This window comes from Acinetobacter oleivorans DR1, assembly GCF_000196795.1.
Taxonomy (GTDB): Bacteria; Pseudomonadota; Gammaproteobacteria; order Pseudomonadales; family Moraxellaceae; genus Acinetobacter; species Acinetobacter oleivorans.
Map to the genome: position 1 here is coordinate 1,128,688 of NC_014259.1, position 23,669 is coordinate 1,152,356.

Genomic DNA, 23,669 nt, shown 5'->3' on the forward strand with positions numbered 1-23,669 from the left:
CGGAGTCTTTTATGCGTAAATCATTATCAGCCTTGCTTTTAAGCACAATGCTAGTGGGCACCAATGTTGCCATTGTTCCTCAAGTTTTTGCCAAAACAACAACGAGTGTAAAAAGTGAGGCGCCCGGTGTAGCTCCTCAATACGATACAACGCATGTATATGTTAACCCAGAAGACTTCGATAAATTTACCGACAGCTTAGTCGCGACTTTTGGCGGGACCAAATCTAAACAAGGCGTTTTTCAGGTGACACCAACACCAAGCCAGACCATTTCCCAGCTTGTATTGACTCCAGTAGGAACACTGTCTGTATTTGGTTTTAAAACGCCAATTCCATATCCGTTTGGTTTAGAAAGAACGGGCTATTTAGTCAAAGATATGGATGCAGCTGTCCAGTCTGCCAAAGCAAATGGGGCAGATGTGATTGTTGATGCATTTCCTGACCCAATCGGGCGTGATGCAGTCATCCAATGGCCGGGTGGCGTAAATATGCAGCTTTATTGGCACACGACTAAACCGAGCTATAGCAAACTAGAAACCGTTCCAGAAAATCGTATTTATATTTCAAAACAAAGCGCTGATTCTTTCGTTAAAAAGTTCGTGAGTTTCTCACATGGCAAAGTGGTTTCAGACAATCCTAAAGCGGCTGGTGTAGAGATTGGACGTCCAAATGAAACGTATAGACGTATTCGCGTTGAATCTGATTTCGGCAAAATGACAGTGTTGGTTACTGATGGCCATCTTCCATATCCATATGGGCACGATATGACGGGTTATGAAGTCAAAAATTTATCGGAGACTTTAGATAAAGCCACAAAAGCAGGTGTATCTGTACTGGTGAATACCTATAAATCAGATGGTCGTGAAGCCGCGATGGTACAGTTCCCAGGTGGTTATATTGCCGAAATTCATGCTGCTACAAAGTAATTTATTCGCTTAATGATTGTTAGAAACTGACACTCATATGGCCTAAGGGTGATGTGAGTGTAAATGACGAAGTCTCTGCAATGACCTGTTTATTACCGTGGATAACCATATGGCTCAGCCTATTTCTAATGATAGAAAATATCGAATTAAGTGCTCAGAAATCTACCTTAAAATTATAAAAATGAGCGTCTTGCTTACGGGGAGTTTATTTTTTTATGAATTTGCTCATGCAGAAAATGAGGCTTCAAACACAAATGCATGTCCAGCTCGCCCAAAAATCTCAACCAATCGTTGGCAAGAAAATTGGGATGTTTTAAAAAACTCGTGTGTACCAAAGAAAATAGGCGATGATTTCAAATATATACCCTTTGGCGATAATAATTATTTGTCATTGGGTGCGAATATTCGCGAGCGTTTTGAAGTCAATAATAATGCGAGATTTGGCAGCGGAAATAATCAAGCCGACCGCTATTTAATTCAAAGATTACAGGTTCATGCCGATGCCCGTTTTGGCGATCATTTACAATTATTTACTCAGCTCAGTGATGCACGAGCGTTTGATAAAAAGAATATTAGCAGTACCGATCAAAATAGACTCGATGTAGAGCAAGCTTTTATTGCTTGGGTGAGTCCTTTAAACAATGGAACTTTTAAATTTAGAGTGGGCCGTCAAGAGATGGCTTTTGACTTACAGCGCTTTATTTCAAATCGCGAGGGACCAAACGTTCGGCAAGCCTTCGATGGAATTTGGTCGGGTTATGAATATGGTGATTGGAGAGTTTTAGGCTATCTCACCAGACCTGTTCAAATTGAAAAAGATTCAACTTTTAACGATCACTCGAAACGTAATTTAAGTTTTAGTGGCTTTCGCGTAGATAAACAAAATGTGTGGGGAGGTGAGTTATCTGGTTATTACTCACGTTATGAACGGGATAATGCATCTTTTACAAGCGTTAAGGGTAATGAAATTCGCGACTTATATGACCTTCGCCATATGGGTAAAAAGAATAATATCGATTGGGATGTTGAAGGCATGCTGCAACATGGAAGGATTGGTGGACAAACTATTCAAGCATGGGGGCTCAGTAGCATTACAGGCTATACCTTTGCTGACCAAGCTTGGTCACCACGTTTAGGCGTTCAGTTTGATATTGCCACAGGCGATAAAAACGCCAACGATAACGAGCTCAATACTTTTAACCAACTCTTTGCAAACGGCTCATATTTTACTTTGGCGGGTTACAGTGGCTACAGCAATATTATTCACATAAAACCATCTCTGACACTTAAGCCTTCGGATAAACTTACTCTGTTAAGTGCATTAGGTTTTCAATGGCGTGAAACCACCAATGATGCAGTTTATTTCCAAGGTAATAACAGCATGGCAAACACAGCAGGCCAAGGCTCTAGCTGGACGGGAGCATATATTCAACTGAGAGCAGACCAAAAAATAAATGCTAACTTGTCTGTTGCTGCCGAAGGAGTGCACTTTGAAGTCGGAGATACCATTAAGAAAGCAGGTGGTAAAGACGCAAACTATTTAGGCCTTGAGCTTAAATATGCATGGTAAAAATAGAAGAGAAAAATATGAGCACAGATTTAAAGCAAACTAAAATTGGTCACTATCAAAATCTAGACATCGAACTCGTGACTTGGGACTGTGCTTCGGCCGAGGTTGAACTTTCTTGTGCTTGTATTTTTGAACATGAAATGAATAACCGCTCTTTTTCGGGCGGTTTGGCACATTTAGATGAAGCACTAAATGGCAGACTAAATGAAATACGAAAAAATAACTGGTTCAGTGCGAAATTGAATGATGCTCTTTTAATAAATCAAACGCCAACCAAGATACAAGCCTCTAAAGTTTTACTTATCGGGATGGGGGCACCAGAAGAGTTTACGTTAGAGCGAATCGAGACGGCGATAAAAACTGTTGTAAAGACAGCGCATCAACTGGAACTCAAAAGTGTGGCATTTGCGCCGAGTATTTTAGATACAGGTCTGAATCCTCCCGCTGGTTTAAATGAACTTATGCTAAGAATTTTAAAAGAAGAGTTAGACAAACATCATCAGCTTTATTTGCAAAATTTAGTCAAAAAATCTGAAATTGAAAGATGGGTTTTTGATGCAGGTTTTCAAAATTATGAGGCTAAGGCTGAGCAATATATAGCGTCTTTTGCCAAAGTTTTTACTCAAGATGAATTCTGATTTTAAGAAAGAATTCGCAAAGCGTTATAAAAAGAAAGATGTTTTAACTTAACTGCATCAGCCTGAATGATGCAGTTAAATTTAAAGATTAAGAAATTTCTAAAATTTTCTGGGCGATATATAAATCTTGGATCGATAGCCCTGAACTGTCATAAATTGTGATTTGTTCCTGAGACTGCCTACCTTGAGCGTTTGCTAAAAGCACATCACCTATATTTGTTAAAGTTGTAGACTCAGGAGCATGTTGAAATTCACCAATAAATTTAGACTGAACATCAAGATCACAAAATAAACCACTATGTGAAAATAACTCTGGCGGAAGCTCTTGTTTGCCTTGTTTATCTGACCCCATCGATGAAATATGAGTGCCAGCTTTGACCCATTCTGCTTTAAAAAGAGGAGTGTGCGAAGAGGTTGCAGTCACAATAACATCAGCCTGTTCACAAGCTTCTTTTGCACTCGTAATTTGAAGCTTAACGCCTAAGTGTTTGATGTCTTCTGTCATTTGTTCAGCTTTACTTGAGTCACGCCCTACTATCAAAATCTGTTCAAAATTTTTAATTCTCGCTAGCGCCTCACATTCATATTTGGCCTGATTTCCTGTACCAAATACAGCCAATACTTTTGAATCTTTTCTTGCAAGTACGTGGGTCGCAACTGCATTAGATGCAGCTGTTCGAAATGCATTAACTTTGCCTGCTTCAATGGCTGCTGCCATTTTTCCGTTGGTCTGATTAAATAATAAAATGAGTGCGTTATGGCGAGGCAAACCATTTTTAGGGTTATCTTCCCAAAAAGAACCAACTTTAAGACCAGCCAAGTGCTGAGTCGCAGATGACTTAACACTAAAGGTATTTTTGCTATCGGACCCTTGACCATGAACCACAGAAAAACTTTTAGTGTCGGGTTGAGTTGCAGCAATTAAAGCTTGGTAAATCGCGTCATAAGCCAGTTCGTGATTGATGAGAGTAGAAGATTCAGACTCAGAAATAAATCTCATCACCATCTCCAAAAGTTTATTTAAATTAAGACTCGAATAAGTCGAGAGACCAGTAGTATGTAATGCCTATCTATGACGTATTAACTGAACTCATAGATAGGCACTAATTTTTATTAAGCAGATAAAAACTCTACATATTTAGAAATATCAACGTTTCCACCGCTAATAATGATGCCTATACGTTTACCTTTTAACTCATGCTTTAAATTACGTGCAGCAGCAAATCCGAGACATCCGGTCGGTTCAACCACCATCTTCATTCTTTCAGCAAAGAACTTCATACAGCTAATCAGGTCTTCATCTTCTACTGTCAAAATGTCATCAACATTCTTTTGAATAATAGGGAATGTTAATTTGCCTAAATATTGAGTTTGAGCACCATCAGCAATGGTTTGTGGCGTATCAATATGAACAATTTCTCCTTTTCTTAAAGACATTTGTCCATCATTTCCTAGAGCAGGTTCAACACCATATATTTTACAGTTAGGCGAGAGCTGGCGAGCAGACAGGGCAGAACCTGCCAATAAGCCACCACCACCTAAACATACAAACAGATAATCTAAGTCACCCACTTCTTCAAATAACTCTTTTGCAGCCGTTCCTTGTCCAGCAATTACATGAGGATGGTCATAAGATGGAATGAGTGTCAGGCCATTTTTTTCAGCTATTTCTTTTCCAATTTTTTCCCGATCTTCTGTATAGCGATCAAATTCAACAATATCAGCGCCGTATTCTCGCGTTGCTGCCATTTTTGCGGCAGGTGCATCTTGGGGCATAACGATTATGGCTGGAATACCAAGAGTTTTTGCTGACAGTGCAATCGCTTGTGCATGGTTTCCCGAAGAGAAAGCAACCACGCCCGCTTTTTTCTGAGCATCATTGAATTGCAAAAGTGCATTCATTGCACCACGAAATTTGAAAGCACCAACACGCTGAAAATTTTCACATTTAAAGAATACTTCTGCTTCAAATTCATTGTTTACAGTGCGTGAAGTTAAAACAGGAGTTTTATTTGTAAAACCTTTTATACGTTCAGCAGCGGCTGCGACATCTTCATAAGTGGGAAGGGTTAAATTTTTCATAATTAAACCTAATGCTATTCAATGTTTTTGGATGCAAGATTTACTATTGCTCAAGCAACGCACAATATACTGACCTTGTTTAGATAAAATATATATATATAGATAAAATGTCTAATTTTATTTTCTAATGTGATAACAATGAGATATAAGATTTTGATTTACATTAAGTTTAAAATTAGATAAAAAGTCTAAATTACTATTGCATGCTTTACGCTAGGGTTTGAAATAGTAACTAAGTCATTTGGAGGAAATACATTGGGCAATCGTGATAAACATTTACTCACTCAGCTAGATACAATTGCAAAGGGATTAAGTGAAACGCTATCTCCTTTTTGCGAAGTTGTGGTCCATGACTTAACAAATCCTGAACATGCCATACTTTCAATACACAATAATTTATCTGGTCGAAAAGTTGGAGATCCAGCAACTGAATTAGGATTGGCTAGAATCATGTCTCCAGAATTTCCAAACCTTATTTCAAATTATGCAAATCAGTTTGCAGATGGCCGTCCCGCAAAAAGCACGTCTATTGGAATTAAAGATGAAGAGGGCCAGTATGTGGCTGCTTTATGCATGAATATTGATTTAACCCTATTTAGAGGGATGCAAAGTGCTTTAGAGCATTTCACTAAAATTGAAACTGATAATATTGTTGAAAATTTGGAGCCGAGTGGCACTGAAGCAATCCGGAAATATATCGATCAATTTGCCTCAAAACATGCCACTACACCGCGTATGCTAAAACTCAATGAGAGAAAAAAATTAATACATGAGTTAAAGAATAATGGTTTGTTAGATATTAAAAAGGCTGTCGAGACAGTTGCACAACATTTAGGTATATCAAGAGCAAGTGCTTATTTATATGTAAAGGAAAATTAAAAGATTTTCTATAGTTTATAAGATTGAACATAATGTTTTTGAAGTTGGTATTGCGTAACCTTTGTGCTTTTTAAAAGGTTATTCTGCCAATTTTTCTGTTTTTATAAGTTGTCTCTTATTTATCAAAAAACAACTTGTTTCTTCAGCATGACTCATTTAAATAATGAAATAGGAACACAACACACATCTCTATTGTTTTATGAGGAGGTCGTTATTTGAATTTATTTATTATTATATTTATTGCAATTTTTTCTAGTATTGGACTGATCTGCTTAATTGCTCTAATCAAAAATCTAAAAAACAATTCGTCATCTGACGAACATGATTATTCATCTTCTTCAACACATCATTTTCACGATAATAGTTCTAGTCATCATAGCTCTAGTTATTCAAATGATTGTTCATCATCTTCAGATTCAGGCAGCTGTGATAGCGGCGGCGGTGGAGATTAAAAAAGCCCTTTTATGCAAAGGGCTTTTTTAATGATTTAAGGTAAATCAAACCAGATAAATTGACTATCTTCAGTTGCCTGAATCGTCGCTTTACCTTCAAACACGAAAGCATCGCCAGCTTTGACTTCTTGATCACCAATACGGATTACGCCTGAAATCACGTGAACATAGTTCACTTTTTTAACTGGCTCAACGTTTAACTCATGTCCTTTTTCCAATACAGCTGACTTTATCTCTGTATTTTGGCGAATATGCATCGGTGCATTTGCATCAGGCCCTGCGATTAAATGCCATTTGTTTGGATCATTACGTGGGTCAAGGCTAATTTGCTGGTAGTTTGGCTCAGCTTCTTTTACGTCTGGAATAATCCAGATCTGTAATAAATGTACAGGCGTATCAGTGTTGTTGATTTCACTATGAGCCACACCTGTACCAGCGCTCATGAGTTGCCATTCACCAGCCTTAATTTGGCCTTCATTTCCCATCGTATCACGGTGTGAAATTGCTCCATCTAGCACACAGGTTAAGATTTCCATGTTGTCATGCGAGTGTGTACCAAAACCATTATGTGCATCAATTCTGTCATCATTGATCACACGTAATGCACTAACACCCATATATTTAGGATCGTACCAGCTACCAAATGAAAAGCTGTGATAAGACTCTAACCAACCCGCTTTTACATGTCCTCGATCTTCACCACGATGTAGATAAGTATTCATGATTTAATCTCCCAAATTTTTTATTTATCTCTTGAGAAATATATTAATGTTCTATGGAGACTAGAAAAATAGGCTAACTGCAACATGTCGTTGCATAATTGATATGGTTGTAAAGTTTTTTATTGATCAATTTTTTAAGAATAAAAAAACCTGCCATGAAGGCAGGTCTTTTAAAGAATATATGGATTACTCAAGGAATTTAACGGTTACGCCAGAACGTACTTTATTTCCTAAATCGTTTGCATCCCAGTTTGTTAAACGGATACAACCGTGTGATGCTGTTTTAGAAATTAAAGATGGGTTTGGTGTTCCGTGAATACCGAAAGATTTTTTACTTAAACCAATCCAGATATTACCTACTGGAGCATTCGGGCCAGGTGGTAAAGAAAGTGGTTTTAAGTTTTTACCTTGTACGAAGTTCGAAGGTGAATAGCTATACCAAGGGTTACGAGCCACACCAACTACCTTGTAAGTACCGGCCGGAGAAGGCGTATCAGTACTGCCAATTGTTGCAGGAAATGAGGCAATCATTTGGTTCCGGCTATTGAAGAGATACAATTGTTTTGCACCTTTATGGGCAATAATCAAATGAATATCTTCTGGTAAATCATTGCGTACGTTTGGAACAATGATTTTTTCACCCGCTTTTTTGAATGTCGCAGTTGGGTTAATTTTCTTTAAGAAAGCTTCATCAATATGAAACTTCTCACCCAACATTTCGGTTACACGTGTGTAGTACAAACCTTTCATTTTAGCTTGTAATGCGTAGTCAGAAGGAATCGACTCAGCATATGGGCCTTTTAGGTCAGCATCAGAAATTGTGTATTCAATAAATGCTGGCTTGGTTTGTTTAGCAACCAATGCATCCCAAGTCTCTTTGGTCAGGTCACCAGTAGGTGATAAACCATTCATTTGTTGGAATGAAGAAATTGCTTTTAATGTATTTTTACCGCTCATGCCGTCAATTGCACCTGGCGAAGCATGTGCGTTATTGAGCATTACATGGGCACGGGCATAAACTGGAAGTTGGCCTTTACCAATATTTTCAGACCATTCTGCCGAGTTTAAGCTATCTAAAGTCCATGATGCAGCGGTTGTCGCAGGAGCCGTAGACGCAGCACTGCTTTTAGCAACAGCTGGAGTAGACGCCGCGATGCCTGATTCAGCATTTGGATCTTCAGTTTTCTGTAAATTTTGTAATGTTGTTGACGCTCGATTTAAGTCGTTTTGTTCTTGAGCGGTAATTTGTGTCGAAGCTTGAGCTTTTACAGTTGAAGCTGCATCTACTGCTAAAGGATCAATCGGATCTTCTACAGGAGCTGATACCTTTTTAGGGTTCAGGGGTTGCTCAGTTGTTGAAGCAGCAAAAGCAACATTAGCAATAATACAACTTAAACTCATAGCGAGTAATGAGCGAACAAACATGTAATTCAACCTTAAGAATTTTCATATAAGCAATAGGGGATTGATCTAATCTCAAAGTGCATAAAATTACCAATAACTCATTTCTATGAGCCCAAGATTGGTAATTTAGTGATTAAAAGAATATCCAATGACCCCAATGTAACATGTTGCAAGTATTGCAGAAAACCCCAAGGCTTGCAGTAGACTTTTGTGTAAATATGCATTTTTTAGTAGATTGACGAGTTTTTTGTGTGAAATTGAAATTATAAAAATGTCTCTGTTTTTGATATGATGCTGCCACATAAAGAAGATAGAGATTGGTAATGACGACTTTGAAAAATGATCGTTTCCTCCGTGCTTTGTTACGCGAACCTGTAGATACCACACCAGTGTGGATGATGCGTCAAGCAGGGCGTTATTTGCCTGAATATCGCGAAACACGTTCACAAGCAGGTGATTTCCTATCTTTATGTAAAAATACAGATTTTGCCTGTGAAGTGACTTTACAACCTTTGCGTCGCTATGATTTAGATGCAGCAATTTTATTTTCAGATATTTTAACTATTCCAGATGCACTCGGTTTAGGACTTTATTTTGAAACTGGCGAAGGCCCTAAGTTTCAAAAGACTGTACGTACTGAACAAGATGTCGCAAATTTACCAAAGTTAAATGCAAAATCAGATCTTGATTATGTGATGAATGCGGTAAGCACAATTCGTTCTGCTTTAGGTGGTCAAGTTCCACTGATTGGTTTCTCTGGTAGCCCTTGGACGCTAGCAACTTATATGGTTGAAGGTGGTTCAAGTAAAGAATTCCGTTTTACCAAGCAGATGATGTACGCTCAACCAGAAGTTTTGCATGCTTTGCTTGATCATTTAGCAGACTCAGTCATTGACTATTTAAATGCTCAAATTGATGCAGGTGCTCAGGCTATCCAGATCTTTGATAGCTGGGGCGGGGCATTAGCACACCGTGAATATGTCGAATTCTCTTTAAACTACATGAATAAAATCATTGCAGGTTTACAACGTGAGAAAGATGGTCGACGTATTCCTATCATCGTGTTCACGAAAGGTGGTGGTCAATGGTTAGAACCAATGATCACAACAGGTGCTGATGCTTTAGGTTTAGATTGGACGACACCATTAAATACAGCTCGCACTACAGTGGCTGGACGTGTCGCTCTGCAAGGGAATCTTGATCCGGCTGTTTTATACGGTTCGGCTGCTTCAATTGAAAAAGCAGTGAAATCGATGTTAGACGATGCCTACGCAAATGGCGAAAAGACGGGTTACATTGCTAACTTGGGCCATGGGATTACTCAATGGGTGGATCCTGCACAACCAAAAATCTTTGTAGATACAGTGCATGAGTATAGTGCTAAATATCTAGGATAGTTTTTGTGCAATATCTAACTTTACCGTTTCAATTTATCGGCAAGGCTGTTTCGGCAGCCTTGTTTGGTATTTTGCTTTTAATTGCTTTTGCTTTAACAGCACCGATGGGAAGCCATGAATACATGGGGTTCTATCGTTATGATTATTTACTGACCTATGCACTTTTAATTCAGATTTGCTTACTCTATTTAAAACTGGAGTCATGGGCGGAAGCCAAGGTCATTGCTTTATTTCACGTCATGGCGATGTTCATGGAAATATTCCTAACGCATCCTGCGATTGCATCGTGGCAATATCCACAGCCCGCCGTATTTAAAATTTTAACTGTGCCTTTATTTGCAGGTTTTATGTATTCGGCTGTAGGTAGTTTTTTTGCACGCTCAATACGACTGTTTCAAGTGTCTTTTGAAAAACTTCCAAGTTTTGGAGCTATGCTGTTACTGGCATTTTTCTCATATATAAATTTTATGAGTAAATTTTTTGTTCCAGACATTCGCTATATTTTATTCGCGATTAGTATTTTTATTTTTTGGAAAACAAAACTTTATTTTCAAATAAATGAACATAAATTTAAAATCCCGATGTTACCTGTTTTGTTTACACTCGCGTTTCTGATCTGGATTGCTGAAAATATAAGTACATTTTATAAAATCTGGCTTTATCCAAGTCAGGTCGATGCTTGGCATATGGTCGGTTGGGGCAAGCTAGGGTCGTGGTATTTATTATTAATTTTAAGTCTAGTACTGGTGCTTAAAATATTAGGCAACAGAGATAATCAAGGTAACTGGAATTTAAGATAATTTTTCTTTTGCACTTTTTATCATATTGTTTATTTTTTAATTGCTAAATCACAGCCTTCTCGTTATCTTTAATATCGTGTAATAAGAATTACACATAACAATACAACACATAAGAAACAATCAATAATGATTTTGGAGATTTACATCTATGTTAAAAAAATTAGCTTTAGCTGCTTTATTAGCAGCTGGTTCAAGTGTTGCAATGGCTGACAACGATGTGGGTTGTGGTGCAGGTACACAAATCTGGGCAGGCAAAAAAGGAGTAGCGCCTAAAATTCTTGCTGCAACAACAAACGGTATTTTTACTAACCAATTATTAGGGATCACTTTCGGTACTTTAGGCTGCCGTCAAGGCGGAACAGTAACAGCGCAAGTTGTAACATTCACAAATGAAAATGCAGAAGCTTTAGCACGTGATATGGCTGTAGGCCAAGGTGAAAGCCTGAACGTACTTGCTGAGTTAATGCAAATCAAACCTCAAGACAAAGACCGTTTCTTTAAAGTTTCAAAAGCAAACTTTGGTGAAATCTATTCTGCAAATAACCAAAATACTCTTCAAGTTTTAGCATCACTACAAACTGTAATGGCTAAAGACGACGTTTTAAAAGCTTACGTATAAGTTTGAAACTGAAAACCCTGTCGTCTGGCAGGGTTTTTCTTATATTTAATGATAAAAATTGATGAGCTTAATGAAGTCAGTTGTTTTAGTTTTTGCCTCTTTGGCAGTGAATACTGCATATTCAGCAGATATAAATCCATCTATTCAAAAATATTGGTCAATTGCAGAACAGAAAAACTTAGATCAAGACATTACATGGCAAAGGCTCATGTATGCCAATAAAGACCATAAAAGTGATGTCACTTATTCTGGCTATTTCATGTCGGAAAATGGGAAAAATAATTTAAAAGAAGAACTGAAAGCTGACATCTCGGCATTATTCATGCCTGCTCAAGATAATCAGTCGATTCGCTGTAAATTTCCAGCACGCAGTCAATGGCTCATACAAAAAGTAGGCATTCAAGAAAGTGAATTGCCTCAAGTGAAGTGTTCAGAATTTGAAAACTGGATTGGGCAGATTAAGCCTCATAAAGCGACATTAATTTATGCGACAGATTTTATGGGCAATCCGAGCTCCATGTTTGGGCATACTTTATTGCGTTTAGACCCGAAAGATCAGCAACAATTAAATTTAGTTTCCTACGCTGTAAATTATGCAGCAACTGTGGCTGGAAACGACAACTGGTCATATGCATGGAAAGGCTTAACAGGGCAATATCCGGGTGAATATTCACTGATGCCTTATTACCGTAAAGTAAAAGAGTACGGCGATTTTGAAAGCCGTGATTTATGGGAATATGAGCTAAATTTAACACCTGAAGAAACACGGTTTTTAGTAAGCCATATTTGGGAAATGCAACATGTGAGTTTTCCTTATTACTTTGTGAGTGATAACTGCGCCTATCGATTGTTAGGGTTAGTTGATTTAGTAAAACCTGAGTCTCACCTGCAAGAGAAATTCACTCATGCTTCCATCCCGATGGAAACCATTAAATCGATGCAGCAGCAAGGGCTCACCAAAGCTCCTGTATATCGACCAGCTTTGGAAACCCAATTATTGGCCCAAGCTCATCAGCATGGTGCCTCATTAGCAAAAGTGGCCCATCAAATTGCGATGATGCCCACTCAGCAGTCTTCTCAGATTTTAAAATCATTTAGTGAGCAAGATCAGGCTAAAATTTTAGAGATGGCTTATGATGATTTATATCTTCAATTTACGAGCCGTAAAATAGAAGAAAGCGTTGCTCAGCCACAGTTGCGCCAGCTTTTAGCACTCAGAAGCCAGATTGATTTAGACAAACAGCGTCAAGAACCTAAAAGACCAACAAAAGAGCCAACTCAAGGTCACAATGCACGTAATATTTCAGTCAAAGCAGGCGAGGTTCAAGGAGAAAAGTTTATCGAAATTGGTCATCGCCAAGCCTATCATGACTTGATAGATCCTCAAGGCGGATATCGTGCGGGAACTCAATTACTCTTTTTAAATGGTAATGCACAGTGGAGAAATGACCATTTAAAATTAGAACGTCTTGATGTGTTAGAAGTAAATTCTTATAACCCGATTCAACCTTTTAAAACACCGCTGAGTTGGGGATTTAATTTAGGTTGGCGTCAGGAAGCGATTCATGATGGTACTTTTAGTGAAGAAAAACAGCATGGTGTAGCGAATTTTAATGCTCAGGTTGGATATAGCTTTGCTGACTATGAGCGCAAACATGTTTGCTATGGGCAACTACAAACCTACCTACAAGCAGGTTCAAATCTTGATAAAGGGTGGCGTGTGGGAATGGGCCCAACTTTAGGTTGTATGAATCAGTGGTTTGAACACTTCAACTCTGTGGTGCAAATTGAATTGCCGTATTGGGAAGACCAAAACCAATGGAATTTGAGAGTAAATACTCAGTGGCAATATGTGATTAATAGTAATAATACCGTTCGATTAAACTGGGATTATGAACAACAGAATCATCGAGATTGGATGAAATCAAGTCTAGGATATGTTTGGTTCTTTTAAATAGCATTACGAATAAAAAAAGGGAAAAATGAACGAAATCATTTCTCCCTTTTTTGTTTTAGCAAAAGATTATTTCTTTATTGCATTCAATACTGCATACGCTGCTTTAATGCGTTCTTCATTCGGAATACGTTTATTGGTTAACATAACTAAACCAATATTTTCTTTTGGAATAAACACAACACAGGTTCCAAAACCGTTGGTTGAACCAGTTTTGTGGAACATCTTAACTGAAGGTTCTTTTGAAATAGCAGTCACTTTATTAGGCTTCATCACGATTTGTTCTGAATTACTGTCTAATAAAGTCTGTAACGGTGCTGGATAAGAGAACTCTTCCCAACCTAATGCTTGATACATCGTGCCTACTTGGTAGAAACCTTTATGTGTTTCATTAATTGCGCGTTGAATATCTGCCGGATATTTCTGTGGATTTAGATTGGCATTAACGAAACTCAGCATATCCGGTAAGGTCGATTTAACGCCGTATGCAGGTGCATCTAGCGGGCCGGGGTTAACTCGAATCGGCTGATTTTCTTGGTTATAGCCAAATGCATAGTTTTGCATTTGAGTTTTAGGCACATTTACATAGCTATGTTTTAAGCCAAGATCTGGAAAAATGGTTTTTTCTAAGACTTGGTCAAAAGGTTTATTCATAGACAAAGCAACAACTTTTCCAAATAAACCAATGCTTGGATTTGAATATTGTCGATATTCACCGATTGAGTTTTTAGGCTTCCAGTCTTTGAAAAAAGTTAAAACTTGCTGATCTGTTTTGACTTCATCTGGAAACTGTAAGCCAAGGTTGCCACTTGTATAGGTCGCAAGTTGAAGTAAATTAACTTGGTCAATCGGTGTGTTTTTTAATTCTTTCCAATATTTTCCGGGTGTGTCTTTAAAAGAAATTGTTCCTTTTGTTTTGGCATATCCACCTGCTGTAGCGGTAAATAATTTACTGACTGAACCGAGCTCAAAAATGGTACTGCTATTTACGACTTTTTTATCTTGAACGGATTGTAGACCATAATATGTTTCATACTTTTTATTATTTTGGATGACGCCAACCGCCATACCGGGTACATCATATTTTTCTAATAACGGTTTAAAATTTTGATCAACCAGTTTCTTAATTTCTTGCTCTTTTGGTGTATTCCCTGCATAAATTGAGGTATTAAAAATAAAAAGAGGGGATAAAAGTAAGCAAGAAATTTTGTTAAATCGCATGATTAACTCATAAATTATTTAAAATTAAAGATGTGTACTTTTATAACAAAAATCACATAATTTGATTGTTATGTTTTATAGAGTAAGTGCTTTATCTAAATATAAAAAAAGCCCAACTGAGTCGGGCTTTTTTGCAGTAGTTACCAGATTAGTAGCTTTCTGGTACTGCACTTAAGAATTCTCGGCGTGCTTCTTTGTCAGTTTTAAAATCTCCGACAAAAGAAACTGTACGAGTTGTAGATTCCTGTTTACCTACACCACGCATCATCATACACATATGTGCTGAATCGATAACGACAGCCACACCACGTGCGCTAGTCACTTCAGCTACAGCTTCAGCGATTTGCTGAGTTAAATTTTCTTGAATTTGCAAACGACGAGCAAACATCTCGGTAATACGTGCAAATTTAGATAAGCCAAGAACTTTGCCTTCTGGTAAATAGGCAACATGAACACGGCCATAGAACGGAAGGAGATGATGTTCGCAAAGCGAATAGAATTCAATATTCTTCACCAATACCATTTCATGGTTATCTGATGGGAAAACAGCATTATTGGTGACTTCTTCTAAAGTTTTACTATAGCCAGAAGTTAAATATGAAAAAGCTTTAGCCGCACGCACAGGCGTATCTTTAAGGCCGGGACGATTAAGGTCTTCACCGACGGCAGTCAGAATGTTTGCGTACGATTGCTGCATTGACATAAGGCGTATAAATTTACTCTATTAGACAAGCTCGGCATTGTATCAGAAACATGCCCTGATGTTCATAACTCGTCGCACTATATTTATCCTGTTCGGCACGCATTAGATAAATGGTGAATAAATTTCATGTTTTTTATCGTTAATAGTCAATTATTTGAGCATGAAATGTGCAACTAATAGAGGTAAGTTATAAATGATCGCCTGATGGCATCATATTTGCAAATATGCCGTACTATAGAGCATAAGGATAAAACATGTCAGAACGTCCAATCACCTTTTTTTTTCGTGGTAGTCAGCAACAAGTAGAAAATGTATTACCCACCATGACAGTCTTACAATTCTTGCGAGAATATACTCAATCGGGTAAGACTCGGCAGACTGGTACAAAAGAGGGCTGTGCTGAGGGCGATTGTGGTGCATGTACAGTAGTGATTGGTGAGTTGGTCAATGATAATCTGCAATTGCGCAGTGTGAATGCGTGTATTCAGTTTTTACCGACTTTAGATGGTAAAGCCCTATTTATAGTAGAAGATCTGCATAATTTATTGCCTACACAAGATGGAACACTTCACCCAGTACAACAGGCAATGGTGGATATGCATGGTTCACAATGTGGTTTTTGTACGCCCGGTTTTATCATGTCCTTATGGTCAATGTACGAAAATGAACAACATTCTCCAAGCAAAGATAAAATCAGTGATTATCTTTCTGGAAACTTGTGTCGCTGTACAGGCTATCGCCCTATTTTAGATGCAGCACAAAAAGCATATGACTATCCGCGTGTTTTATTAAACCGTCAAAAAATAATTGATGTATTAAAAGAGATCAAAACATTACCTGCATTACATTTAAATGATCATGGTCAACAATTCTTTGCACCAAAGACTTTGCTGGATTTTGCCGCATTACGTTTGCAGTTACCGCAAGCACGGATTGTTGCAGGTAGTACAGATGTCGGTTTGTGGGTAACAAAGCAGGGCCGTGATTTGGGCGATATGCTTTATATTGGTCAGGTGGAAGAGCTGAAAAAGATTGTAGTCACAGACCATACTTTAACGATTGGGGCAAATGTCAGTTTGAGTGATGCACTCATCAAAATTTCAGAGTTTTATCCTGACTTTCAAGAATTACAGCGTCGTTTTGCTTCTATGCCGATTAAAAATGCAGGAACCCTAGGTGGAAATATTGCCAATGGTTCGCCTATTGGTGACTCAATGCCAGCATTAATTACGCTAGGTACACAATTGATTTTGCGTGTAGGTGAGCAGACTCGTGAAATCGCCTTGGAAGACTTTTATCTCGATTATCAAAAAACTGCATTACAGCTTGGTGAGTTTGTTGAGGCGATTGTTATTCCGCTTCGCGAAGGACAGACGCGTTTTAAATTTGCTAGCTATAAAATTGCTAAACGTTTTGAGCAAGATATTTCTGCGGTATGTGCGGCCATTTCATGTGAGTTAGATACTTATCATGTCGCTCACAATGTCAGAATTGCTTTTGGTGGCATGGCTGCTATTCCCAAACGTGCAAAATATGCAGAAGCCATATTGGAAGGTCAGCAACTTACAGCAGAATTGATAGCTAAGGCTCAAGAGGCATTATCGCAAGACTATCAACCTTTAGATGATGGACGTGCTAGCTCGGCATATCGGTTACACGTCGCGAAAAACTGTTTACAGCGTTTTTATGTAGAAAAAGTCCTGTCTCAAGCGATTACTCGTGTGAATGACTTGATTGCTATGGTGGAGATCTAACATGAACCAAACCATTGACTTAAGAGTTTCTAAAAAATCCGCTAAAGCAGGCGACTCGATTCCACACGAGAGCGCCCATTTACATGTGACTGGGCAGGCGACCTATATCGATGATTTACCTGAGCTTGAAAATACATTGCATCTGGCTGTCGGTTTTTCGAATTGTGCCAAAGGTAAAATTATTAAATTTGATTTGGATGCAGTACGTCTGGCTGATGGTGTCCATGCAGTTTTTTCGGCAAAGGATATTGATGTTGAAAATAATTGGGGATCAATTGTAAAAGATGACCCAATTTTTGCCGAAGATCAGGTCGAATTTTATGGACAAGCCTTATTTGTGGTCGTGGCCGAGAGTTATCAGCAAGCCCGTCAGGCAGTTCGCTTGGCAAAAATTGAGTATGTGCCTGAAACCCCGATTTTAACGATTCAAGATGCAATTGAAAAAGAATCGTGGGTGTTACCGCCTGTTGAATTTAGCCATGGTGAAGTTGAGCAAGCATTTCAAAACGCAGCCCATCAACTTTCTGGAACCATTGAGCTGGGTGGGCAAGAGCATTTTTATCTTGAAGGTCAGATTTCCTATGCGATTCCACAAGAAAATCAGAGCTTAAAAGTCTATTGCTCGACACAACATCCAACCGAAATGCAGCTGCTGATTTGTCATGCATTAGGCATGAATATGCATCAGGTCAGTGTGGAAAGTCGCCGTATGGGTGGTGGTTTTGGCGGTAAAGAGTCGCAGTCGGCACAGTGGGCATGCATTGCATCTTTGGCAGCACAGAAAACAGGCCGGCCGTGTAAATTACGTTTAGATCGAGATGACGACATGAGTGCTACAGGCAAACGTCACGGTTTTGCTTATGAGTGGTCTGTAGCCTTTGATGACAGTGGTGTTCTGCAAGGCTTAAAGGTGCAATTGGCTTCAAACTGTGGTTTTTCGGCTGATCTTTCTGGGCCAGTAAATGAACGAGCAATTTGCCATATTGGTAACGCCTATTATTTAAATGCAGTTGAGCTACGTAACTTACGTTGTAAAACCAACACGGTGTCCAATACTGCATATCGTGGTTTTGGTGGACCGCAAGGCATGTTTGTCATTGAAAATATTATTTATGACATTGCTCGTTATTTAAGTTGTGACCCAGTTGAAATTCGTCAGCGCAATTTCTTTGCCGAGCAGTCCGGTGCTGGACGTGACCGTATGCACTATGGGGCAGAAGTCCGTGATAATGTTGCGCCAAAATTGGTAGCCGAATTATTGCAAAGTAGTGATTATGCGAAACGCAAACAGCGCATTCATACTTTTAATCAGAACAATGACATCATTAAACGTGGTATTGCGTTAACCCCATTAATGTTTGGTATTTCGTTTAATGCCGTACATTACAATCAGGCGGGTGCACTGGTCTATGTATATATGGATGGTACTGTTTCTATCACCCATGGCGGTACAGAAATGGGACAGGGGTTATATACCAAAGTACGGCAGGTTGCTGCACATGAGTTGGGTTTACCAATCGATAGCGTTCGCTTAATTGCAACAGATACTTCTCGGGTTCCAAATACTTCAGCAACTGCAGCATCGAGTGGAGCAGATTTAAATGGTAAAGCTGTTCAAAATGCCTGTATTAAAATTCGTGGGCGTCTGGCAAAACTTGCAGCAGAAATAAGTGATAGTGATGCTGACCAAATCCACTTTGAAGATAGTATGGTTTCAACAGCGAATGGTCATTCATGGACTTTTCCTGATTTGGTTCAACGGGCATATATGGCGCGTGTACAACTATGGGACAGCGGTTTTTATAAAACACCAGAAATTCACTATGATCAGGTCAACCATTTAGGACGTCCATTTTTCTATTATGCTTATGGCGCAGCGGTCAGTGAGGTCGCACTAGATACCTTAACTGGGGAAATGAAAGTATTACGTGCCGATATTTTGCATGATGTTGGACGGTCAATTAACCCTGCAATTGATATAGGGCAAATTGAGGGTGGTTTTGTTCAAGGGATGGGATGGCTCACGATAGAAGAGTTATATTGGCAGCCACAAGGACCACACGCAGGGCGTTTGTTTACCCATGCACCTTCAACTTACAAAATCCCGACCAGTGTGGACATTCCTCATATTTTTAATGTCAAACTGTTTGATAACCAAAATCAGGCAGACACCATCTACCGCTCCAAAGCAGTAGGTGAACCGCCATTTATGCTGGCATTATCTGTTTTCTCGGCAATTCGTCAGGCGGTACAGGCGGCTATTCCAGAAAATGCACCGCTCGTACTCAATGCTCCAGCAACTGCCGAAGAAATTTTACGCGCAATTGCGATTGGACGAGGACAAGCTTTGGCTGACCGCCCACAGGCTAAAATGTAGAAGATTATGCAACATTTACAATGGTGGACTGATTTTGTAGCGTGGCAAGTCGATGCTCTGCCTATGGTATTGGTCACAGTGGTCCGCGCTGATGGTTCAACACCACGAGAAGTTGGTGCAACCATGTTATTGCGGTTTAATTTGCAACAGCAATGGCAGCAATCCGATACGATCGGTGGCGGGCATTTAGAATTTCAGGCTATTGATATTGCTAAAGCAATGTTAAAAGAAACGGGAACTTCTGTGAGGCGTATTGAACGCTTTAACCTCAGTGCGCGGCTGGGACAGTGTTGTGGCGGAGTAATGTGGTTATTGTTTGAAAAAATATCACCTACTGATATCACATCGCATTTATCTGCGAGTTTGCAAGCATGGCGAGGCGGAAAGCATATATGGCGTACCGTCTCACATCAAAATGCATCCACTTGGCAGACTATGGATATAGAACAACACCTAAGTTTCGAGTTTCATTCTGGCAGTAGTGAAGAATGGCAATTTAGCCAGCAGATTCAATCTTATGCCATGCAAGTGCTGATTTGTGGAGCAGGGCATGTGGGGGAAGCAATTGTCCGTTGCTTATTGCCTATTGGTGTTCGGGTGAAATGGATTGATCCGCGTGATGATATTTTCCCATCAGATTTACTGGAACAGGTGCAATGTTTAACGACTGATACATTAGACGCCGAAATTGAGCATTTTGACCGTTCAGGTGCAGTTTTAATTTTAACTCATGATCATCAATTAGATTTGCAACTATGTTTTTCAGCCTTGAAACCTACGGCAAAACCATTTGCTTATGTTGGGATGATTGGCTCAAAAAGTAAAAGGGCTATTTTTGAAAAGCGTATGCAAATACGTGGTTATACCCCAGAAACATTCAAACGTTTGGTTTGCCCGATCGGGATAGAGAGGATTTCATCGAAACAACCTGCAACGATTGCCGTTGCAGTGGTTGCTCAATTATTACAGGTGTTTGATGTAAAAAAATGATCCCAAAGGATCATTTTTTTTGTTCGAACTTTGGATTTTTTTCTGCACGTTTAAGCAGTACGAGAACGGCACCTGTACCACCTTGATTTTCTGGAGCACTTACAAATGCCAAAACATCGCGGTGTTGGCGTAGCCATCCGTTGACATAGGTTTTTAAGACCGCTTCAGGGCCTTTGCCATGCACAATTTTGATGACATTTTGATTTTCATCTTTTGCCATCTGAATAATTTGTAAAACTGCGTCACGTGCTTGTTCAATGGTACAGCCGTGTAAATCTACAGCTTCAAACCAACGCATCTTGCCTGCTTTTAAATCTTCAAAAACCTTATGTTGAAGAGTCGCAATGCGATAGCTTAACGTTGCTTGACTTGCGACAGGATTTAAAGCAGCTTGTGTATCAGATAGTTCGGCATGCTCAGTGTCACGGCCACCTTCGGCAGCTGCACGTTTAGCTAATGTTTGAGCATCAACTTTTCTGGCGCGAGGAACTCTTACATCAGCAATATTACTATTATTGATGGGTTTAACACCTGCTACAGCGCTTTGAAACAGATTTGCATTTTCCAATTCTTCAGACTCAGCCTGAGGTTGTTTTGTCTCAGGCTGACTTGCGATTTTGCTTGAATGAGGATTGGAGATTTGCTTTTTAAATTGCTTCAATAACTTTTGCTGCTCTTTAGAAAGCGATGAATCTTTATTACTCATATATCTTCATTAAACCGTTTGAGGTTGTCCAAAAAGAGCAGTAAAAGCTTGATCTGGACGTGGTTGTTTCATAAAACTTTCGCCTACCAAGAAACTGTGAATATCATGCTCTTGCATCATACGCACATCATCTGGTGTCGCAATACCGCTTTCAGTAATTAATAAACGTGAGGCCGGAAGTAATTTTTTCAATCGAATGGATGTATTTAAATCCACATCAAACGTTTTTAAATTACGGTTATTCACACCTAATAAACATTGCTCAGAAAGCTTTAAAGCGCGTTCCATTTCTTCTTCGTCATGAACTTCAACTAATACATCGAGTTGATGTTCAAACGCAGTTTTAGACATTTCTTCGAGTTGCTGGTCAGATAAGCAAGCAACAATTAATAAAATACAGTCAGCATGCAAAGCACGTGCTTCAACTACATTATATGGATCGATCAGAAAGTCTTTACGTAAAGCAGGCAGGGCACAATGATTACGGGCAATCGCAATATTCTCATCTGCACCTTGAAAGAAATCAACATCGGTCAATACCGATAAACATGCTGCTCCAGCTTGTTCATATTGCTCTGCAATTTCAGCAGGATTAAAATCTGCGCGAATAATTCCTTTTGATGGAGACGCTTTTTTAATTTCAGCAATTACACCCGGACGTTTATGTTTTAAAGCATTTGCAAAGCCACGCACTGGAGTCGCAGCTTTTGCTAATTCCTCAACATCTTGCAAATTACGTTGTTTTAAACGCGCAGCAAGTTCCTCATGTTTACGGTCAACAATTTTACCTAAAATGGTATTTTGAATATTAATCATGAGAAGTCCTTAATCTGCCTGACATTGTTTTAATGTTTTGGTAAATTCAGCCAAAACACTCATTTTTTCTAAAGCTTGTCCGCCATAAATAATATCTTGCGCGAATGTAACAGCCTGAGCATAAGTCTTAGTAATACCCGCCACATAAATACCTGCCCCCGCATTAAGCGCAATCATATTTGCTGCTTTTTCACCAATGTCAGATTTATTTTTACCCAATGCATCTTTGATCAGTTTTAAGCTTGCTGCAGCATCTGCTACCACTAAACCGTTTAAAGTTTGTGACTCAATCCCGACATCTTCAGGGGTAAGTGTCCATTCGGTAATTTCACCGTCTTTGAGTTCAGCAACAGTTGTAGGAGCTGCAAGGCTGATTTCATCAAGACCATCTCTTGAATGAACAACCATTACATGTTCAGCACCAAGTTGCTTCATCACTTCGGCGATTGGACGACAAAGCTCATCTGAAAATACCCCAATCACAAAGCGTTTTACACCAGCCGGATTCGTAAGCGGGCCAAGTAAATTAAAGATGCTGCGAACACCAAGCTCTCGACGTGGTCCAACAGCATATTTCATTGCTTTGTGGTGGTTTGGAGCAAATAAAAACCCTACACCCATCTCACGGATGCAGCGTTCAGTTTGTTGCATGTCTAAATCAAGGTTAATACCAGCTTGTTCAAGTAGGTCAGATGAACCTGATTTGCTTGAAACGCCTCGGTTGCCATGTTTGGCAATGGTTGCACCTGCCGCCGCAATTACAAAGCTTGAAGCTGTAGAGACGTTAAATAAATTTTGCCCATCGCCGCCAGTACCGACAATATCAACTAAATATTTGATATCACTGACATCAATTTTAATAGCGAATTCACGCATGACACGCGCAGCAGCAGTAATTTCGTCAATACTTTCACCTTTCATGCGAAGGCCCATCATCAAAGCACCAATTTGTGCTTCAGTTGCCTCACCTTGCATGATGCTACGCATAATGTCTTCCATTTGCGGCTGAGTCAGGTGAATATTTTTTGTTATATGGTTAAGTGCTTGTTGAATATTCATAGGGATCACTTATGCATAAATATCTAAAAAGTTTTTAAAGATTTGATGGCCATGTTGACTCAAGATTGATTCAGGATGGAACTGCACGCCTTCAACAGGAAGTGTCTTATGTTTAACACCCATAATTTCTTCCATTGAGCCATCTGCTTCATTGGTCCAGCACGTTACTTCAAGGCAATCAGGCAGTGTTTGCTGATCGATCACCAAAGAGTGATAACGCGTTGCCGAGAATGGGCTAGGAAGATTACTGAAAATACCTTTATTGCTGTGGTACATATCAGATAAACGTCCGTGCATCACCGTTTTGGCTCTTACAATATTTCCGCCAAAAGCTTGCCCAATACTTTGATGGCCTAAACACACACCAAGCAAAGGAATTTTTCCGGCAAAGTGGTTAATTGCAGGAATTGAAATACCAGCTTCGCTTGGTGAGCAAGGGCCAGGACCAATCACGAGATATTTTGGTTGCCATCGTTCAATATCCTCTAAAGTGACTTGATCATTGCGAACTACTTTTACTTCCTGATCCAACTCGCCAAAATACTGGACGATGTTGTAGGTAAAAGAGTCGTAATTGTCGATCATTAGAAGCATGATGAA

The 23,669-nt window shown here is 39.2% G+C and carries 22 protein-coding genes; 12 read left to right on the plus strand and 10 right to left on the minus strand.

What is annotated here, in order from left to right:
- The first annotated feature begins 11 nt into the window (after positions 1-11).
- The 3 genes from AOLE_RS05270 (at position 12) to AOLE_RS05280 (ending at position 3,134) form a co-directional block, all read left to right on the plus strand.
- On the plus strand, positions 12-926 hold the full coding sequence (locus AOLE_RS05270; protein ID WP_013197172.1) for a hypothetical protein: 915 nt from the start codon (positions 12-14) through the stop codon (positions 924-926).
- Between the two features lie 109 nt (positions 927-1,035).
- A complete protein-coding gene (locus tag AOLE_RS05275) occupies positions 1,036-2,496 on the plus strand; it encodes an alginate export family protein (RefSeq protein ID WP_013197173.1) in 1,461 nt (486 codons plus the stop codon).
- Positions 2,497-2,513: 17 nt separating this feature from the next.
- On the plus strand, positions 2,514-3,134 hold the full coding sequence (locus tag AOLE_RS05280) for a M17 family peptidase N-terminal domain-containing protein (RefSeq protein WP_013197174.1): 621 nt from the start codon (positions 2,514-2,516) through the stop codon (positions 3,132-3,134).
- An 88-nt stretch (positions 3,135-3,222) separates the two neighbouring features.
- On the opposite strand, the gene AOLE_RS05285 is transcribed toward AOLE_RS05280, so the two are convergent.
- Both AOLE_RS05285 and AOLE_RS05290 read right to left on the minus strand, forming a co-directional pair.
- Positions 3,223-4,134 carry an ornithine cyclodeaminase family protein gene (locus AOLE_RS05285; protein ID WP_013197175.1) on the minus strand — a complete coding sequence of 304 codons (912 nt, stop codon included), beginning with the start codon at positions 4,132-4,134 and terminating at the stop codon, positions 3,223-3,225.
- Positions 4,135-4,247: 113 nt separating this feature from the next.
- Positions 4,248-5,216 carry a threo-3-hydroxy-L-aspartate ammonia-lyase gene (locus AOLE_RS05290; protein WP_013197176.1) on the minus strand — a complete coding sequence of 323 codons (969 nt, stop codon included), beginning with the start codon at positions 5,214-5,216 and terminating at the stop codon, positions 4,248-4,250.
- Positions 5,217-5,471: 255 nt separating this feature from the next.
- On the opposite strand from AOLE_RS05290, the gene AOLE_RS05295 reads away from it, so the two are divergent.
- Complete coding sequence (locus AOLE_RS05295) at positions 5,472-6,095, plus strand: helix-turn-helix transcriptional regulator (RefSeq protein ID WP_013197177.1); 624 nt, start codon at positions 5,472-5,474, stop codon at positions 6,093-6,095.
- A gap of 215 nt (positions 6,096-6,310) precedes the next feature.
- Entirely contained in the window at positions 6,311-6,547 is a 237-nt protein-coding gene (locus AOLE_RS20835) for a hypothetical protein (protein WP_081399119.1), read from the plus strand.
- Between the two features lie 35 nt (positions 6,548-6,582).
- On the opposite strand, the gene AOLE_RS05300 is transcribed toward AOLE_RS20835, so the two are convergent.
- A complete protein-coding gene (locus AOLE_RS05300; RefSeq protein ID WP_013197179.1) occupies positions 6,583-7,269 on the minus strand; it encodes a pirin family protein in 687 nt (228 codons plus the stop codon).
- 186 nt (positions 7,270-7,455) lie between these two features.
- Positions 7,456-8,694 carry a L,D-transpeptidase family protein gene (locus AOLE_RS05305; RefSeq protein ID WP_013197180.1) on the minus strand — a complete coding sequence of 413 codons (1,239 nt, stop codon included), beginning with the start codon at positions 8,692-8,694 and terminating at the stop codon, positions 7,456-7,458.
- A 302-nt stretch (positions 8,695-8,996) separates the two neighbouring features.
- Between AOLE_RS05305 and hemE the strand changes: the two genes are divergently transcribed.
- From hemE to AOLE_RS05325, 4 genes are all read left to right on the plus strand, one after another.
- The gene (gene hemE / locus AOLE_RS05310) at positions 8,997-10,070 is read left to right on the plus strand and encodes a uroporphyrinogen decarboxylase (RefSeq protein ID WP_013197181.1); all 1,074 of its coding nucleotides are present in this window, start codon (positions 8,997-8,999) and stop codon (positions 10,068-10,070) included.
- A gap of 5 nt (positions 10,071-10,075) precedes the next feature.
- Positions 10,076-10,870 (plus strand): DUF817 family protein, encoded by a 795-nt coding sequence (locus AOLE_RS05315; RefSeq protein ID WP_013197182.1) that lies wholly within the window; start codon positions 10,076-10,078, stop codon positions 10,868-10,870.
- A gap of 148 nt (positions 10,871-11,018) precedes the next feature.
- Complete coding sequence (locus AOLE_RS05320; protein WP_005307224.1) at positions 11,019-11,489, plus strand: DUF3015 family protein; 471 nt, start codon at positions 11,019-11,021, stop codon at positions 11,487-11,489.
- Positions 11,490-11,559: 70 nt separating this feature from the next.
- Entirely contained in the window at positions 11,560-13,443 is a 1,884-nt protein-coding gene (locus AOLE_RS05325) for an Lnb N-terminal periplasmic domain-containing protein (RefSeq protein ID WP_023274161.1), read from the plus strand.
- A gap of 69 nt (positions 13,444-13,512) precedes the next feature.
- Here the strand turns inward: AOLE_RS05325 and AOLE_RS05330 are convergent, their stop codons facing one another.
- Entirely contained in the window at positions 13,513-14,664 is a 1,152-nt protein-coding gene (locus tag AOLE_RS05330; RefSeq protein WP_013197184.1) for an extended-spectrum class C beta-lactamase ADC-193, read from the minus strand.
- A gap of 148 nt (positions 14,665-14,812) precedes the next feature.
- Positions 14,813-15,361, minus strand: a complete 549-nt coding sequence (gene folE, locus AOLE_RS05335; protein WP_004707702.1) for a GTP cyclohydrolase I FolE — start codon at positions 15,359-15,361, stop codon at positions 14,813-14,815.
- Between the two features lie 260 nt (positions 15,362-15,621).
- Here folE and xdhA point away from each other — a divergent pair, with 260 nt between their 5' ends.
- From xdhA to xdhC, 3 genes are read left to right on the plus strand one after another with little or no spacing between them, the layout of a single operon-like run.
- Positions 15,622-17,121, plus strand: coding sequence for a xanthine dehydrogenase small subunit (gene xdhA / locus AOLE_RS05340; protein WP_013197186.1), 1,500 nt, complete (start codon positions 15,622-15,624; stop codon positions 17,119-17,121).
- A 1-nt stretch (position 17,122) separates the two neighbouring features.
- Positions 17,123-19,498, plus strand: coding sequence for a xanthine dehydrogenase molybdopterin binding subunit (gene xdhB, locus AOLE_RS05345; RefSeq protein WP_013197187.1), 2,376 nt, complete (start codon positions 17,123-17,125; stop codon positions 19,496-19,498).
- A 6-nt stretch (positions 19,499-19,504) separates the two neighbouring features.
- Positions 19,505-20,488, plus strand: coding sequence for a xanthine dehydrogenase accessory protein XdhC (xdhC, locus tag AOLE_RS05350; protein ID WP_013197188.1), 984 nt, complete (start codon positions 19,505-19,507; stop codon positions 20,486-20,488).
- A gap of 10 nt (positions 20,489-20,498) precedes the next feature.
- Here the strand turns inward: xdhC and AOLE_RS05355 are convergent, their stop codons facing one another.
- From AOLE_RS05355 to AOLE_RS05370, 4 genes are read right to left on the minus strand one after another with little or no spacing between them, the layout of a single operon-like run.
- Positions 20,499-21,194: a Smr/MutS family protein gene (locus AOLE_RS05355; RefSeq protein WP_005307211.1), complete on the minus strand. Its 696-nt coding sequence runs from the start codon at positions 21,192-21,194 to the stop codon at positions 20,499-20,501.
- A gap of 9 nt (positions 21,195-21,203) precedes the next feature.
- The gene (gene trpC, locus AOLE_RS05360) at positions 21,204-22,010 is read right to left on the minus strand and encodes an indole-3-glycerol phosphate synthase TrpC (protein ID WP_005307209.1); all 807 of its coding nucleotides are present in this window, start codon (positions 22,008-22,010) and stop codon (positions 21,204-21,206) included.
- Positions 22,011-22,019: 9 nt separating this feature from the next.
- Positions 22,020-23,069 carry an anthranilate phosphoribosyltransferase gene (trpD, locus tag AOLE_RS05365; RefSeq protein WP_013197189.1) on the minus strand — a complete coding sequence of 350 codons (1,050 nt, stop codon included), beginning with the start codon at positions 23,067-23,069 and terminating at the stop codon, positions 22,020-22,022.
- A gap of 9 nt (positions 23,070-23,078) precedes the next feature.
- On the minus strand, positions 23,079-23,663 hold the full coding sequence (locus AOLE_RS05370; RefSeq protein WP_003650566.1) for an anthranilate synthase component II: 585 nt from the start codon (positions 23,661-23,663) through the stop codon (positions 23,079-23,081).
- Positions 23,664-23,669: the final 6 nt, after the last annotated feature.